This window comes from Streptomyces sparsus (assembly GCF_054776295.1).
In genome coordinates this window covers 1-2,599 of sequence record NZ_BAAHCA010000702.1, presented here as the reverse complement: position 1 = coordinate 2,599, position 2,599 = coordinate 1, and the positions used below count along the sequence as shown (strand labels likewise).

3 protein-coding genes are annotated in these 2,599 nt (G+C 71.5%); all 3 read left to right on the top strand.

From position 1 onward, the window contains the following. The coding region (locus ACYVE9_RS22355) for a cell division protein FtsQ/DivIB (RefSeq protein ID WP_461029685.1) at positions 1-745 on the top strand (745 nt) is incomplete at its 5' end. Between the two features lie 306 nt (positions 746-1,051). Continuing rightward, on the top strand, positions 1,052-2,278 hold the full coding sequence (gene ftsZ / locus ACYVE9_RS22350) for a cell division protein FtsZ (RefSeq protein WP_461029684.1): 1,227 nt from the start codon (positions 1,052-1,054) through the stop codon (positions 2,276-2,278). Between the two features lie 28 nt (positions 2,279-2,306). Beyond that, a partial coding sequence (locus ACYVE9_RS22345; RefSeq protein ID WP_461029683.1) for a laccase domain-containing protein occupies positions 2,307-2,599 on the top strand: 293 nt, incomplete at its 3' end.

Genomic DNA, 2,599 nt, shown 5'->3' with positions numbered 1-2,599 from the left:
GGTGACCCTGCAACGGGCCCGCCGGCGGCTGCGCCTGCCGCGCCGCCGCTCGCTGCTGCTCGTCGCCGCGGTGCTGACCGTGGCCGGGTTCGGCATCTGGGCCTTCTACGGGTCCACCTGGCTGCGCGTCGAACGGGTGACGGTCAGCGGCACCCGGGTGCTGACGCCGGAACAGGTCCGCGCCGCGGCCGACGTGCCCGTGGGGGAGCCGATGGCCACCGTGGACAAGTCCGCGGTGGCGGATCGGCTGCGGTCCGCCCTGCGGCGCGTCGACGACGTGGAGGTGGTCCGCAGCTGGCCGCACGGCGTCGCGCTGAAGGTCACCGAGCGGCGTCCGCAGGTGCTGATGGAGAAGCCGGGCGACAGCGGCGAGTTCGTCGAGGTGGACGCCGAGGGCGTGCGCTACGCCACCGTCGCGGACCGCCCCGCCGGGGTGCCGCTGCTGGTGCTCGACCTCGACCGGGCGGCGGGCGACCGGCGGTTCGGACCCGACGAGTTGCGCGTCGAGGCGGTCAAGGTGGCGGCGGCGCTGCCTGCCGCGGTCCGGCGCGGCACCGAGACCATCCGGGTGCGGACTTTCGACTCCATGATGCTCGAGCTGTCCGGGGGCCGTACGGTGATGTGGGGCAGCAGTGAGTTCGGCGAGGCCAAGGCCAGATCGCTGAGCGCGCTGATGAAAGCCCGCGAGAAGGCCGGGCACTTCGACGTCAGCGTGCCCAGCGCGCCTGCCGCATCCGGCGGTTGACGGGCGCGGCGGCCCGCTCGCACCCTGGATGGATGGCAGGATGGCTGATCACATAGGGTGAAAAGAAAAACGGGAGGTTCGGCGTGTTCGTTGAACGCGCGGTACTTGTCGACTTAGTGTCCGTCCCGAGAGGGACAACACCGAGACCCCGGGAACCACAGGGAACCCGAGCAACACAGACACTGGTAACCCTAAACGTAAGCGTTAGGGTTCGGGTCGGCAATCGAACCGTCCCATCGGCATAGGTCGGCGCACCTCAACCACCGTGGGGCGGCGACACGTAACTCGAGGCGAGAGGCCTTCGACGTGGCAGCACCGCAGAACTACCTCGCAGTCATCAAGGTCGTCGGTATCGGCGGCGGTGGCGTGAACGCCATCAACCGGATGATCGAGGTCGGTCTCAAGGGCGTCGAGTTCATCGCGATCAACACCGATGCACAGGCCCTTTTGATGAGCGACGCAGACGTCAAGCTCGACGTGGGCCGCGAACTGACGCGCGGACTCGGCGCCGGGGCGAACCCGGACGTCGGCCGGAAGGCTTCCGAGGACCACCGCGAGGAGATCGAGGAGGTCCTCAAGGGGGCCGACATGGTCTTCGTGACCGCGGGCGAGGGCGGCGGCACCGGCACCGGTGGAGCCCCCGTCGTCGCCAACATCGCCCGCTCGCTCGGCGCTCTGACCATCGGCGTCGTCACCCGCCCGTTCACCTTCGAGGGCCGCCGTCGCGCCAACCAGGCGGAGGACGGCATCGCGGCCCTGCGGGACGAGGTCGACACCCTGATCGTCATCCCCAACGACCGGCTGCTGTCCATCTCCGACCGGCAGGTGAGCGTGCTCGACGCGTTCAAGTCGGCCGACCAGGTGCTGCTGTCCGGCGTGCAGGGCATCACCGACCTCATCACCACCCCCGGCCTCATCAACCTGGACTTCGCAGACGTCAAGTCCGTGATGTCCGAGGCCGGTTCAGCGCTCATGGGCATCGGATCGGCCCGCGGCGACGACCGGGCGGTGGCCGCGGCGGAGATGGCGATCTCCTCGCCGCTGCTGGAGGCCTCCATCGACGGCGCCCGGGGGGTGCTGCTCTCCATCTCCGGTGGCTCCGACCTCGGCCTGTTCGAGATCAACGAGGCCGCCCAGCTGGTCAGCGAGGCCGCGCACCCGGAGGCCAACATCATCTTCGGCGCGGTCATCGACGACGCGCTCGGCGACGAGGTGCGGGTCACCGTCATCGCGGCCGGCTTCGACGGCGGGCAGCCGCCGTCCAAGAACCGCGACAAGGTGCTCGGCGCCTACGGCAAGGAGGAGACGGGCGGCAGCCCGCGTCCCGCCGCCGTCTCCGAGCCGGAGCGCCCGGCGCCCTTCGGCGGCCTCGGCAGCGTGCCGGCCCGCGAGGCCGACCCCGAGCCGCCCGTCACCGAGCCCACGCCGACCAGCGAGATCCCGGCCCCCGCGCCGAGCCCGCAGGTCCCGCCGGCCCGTCCCTACCAGGACAGCCAGGCCGAGGAGCTCGACGTGCCGGACTTCCTCAAGTGACCACCTCCGGCATACGGCACAGTCCGAAGTGATACGACGGCACGACACCGGCAGCGGCGCGCACTTCGCCTTCACCGACAGGTGGGGCGGGGTGAGCGCCGCTCCGTATGAGGCGCTCAACCTGGGTGGGGCGGTCGGTGACGACCCGGCCGCCGTGACGGCCAACCGCGCCCTCGCGGCCGGCCGTCTGGGCCTGGACGCCGAGCGGGTGGTGTGGATGAACCAGGTCCACGGACGGCAGGTCGCCGTCGTCGAAGGGCCCTGGCGGCAGCAGGCGGCGCCGCCGGTGGACGGCGTGGTCACCGCCCGGCCGGGCCTGGC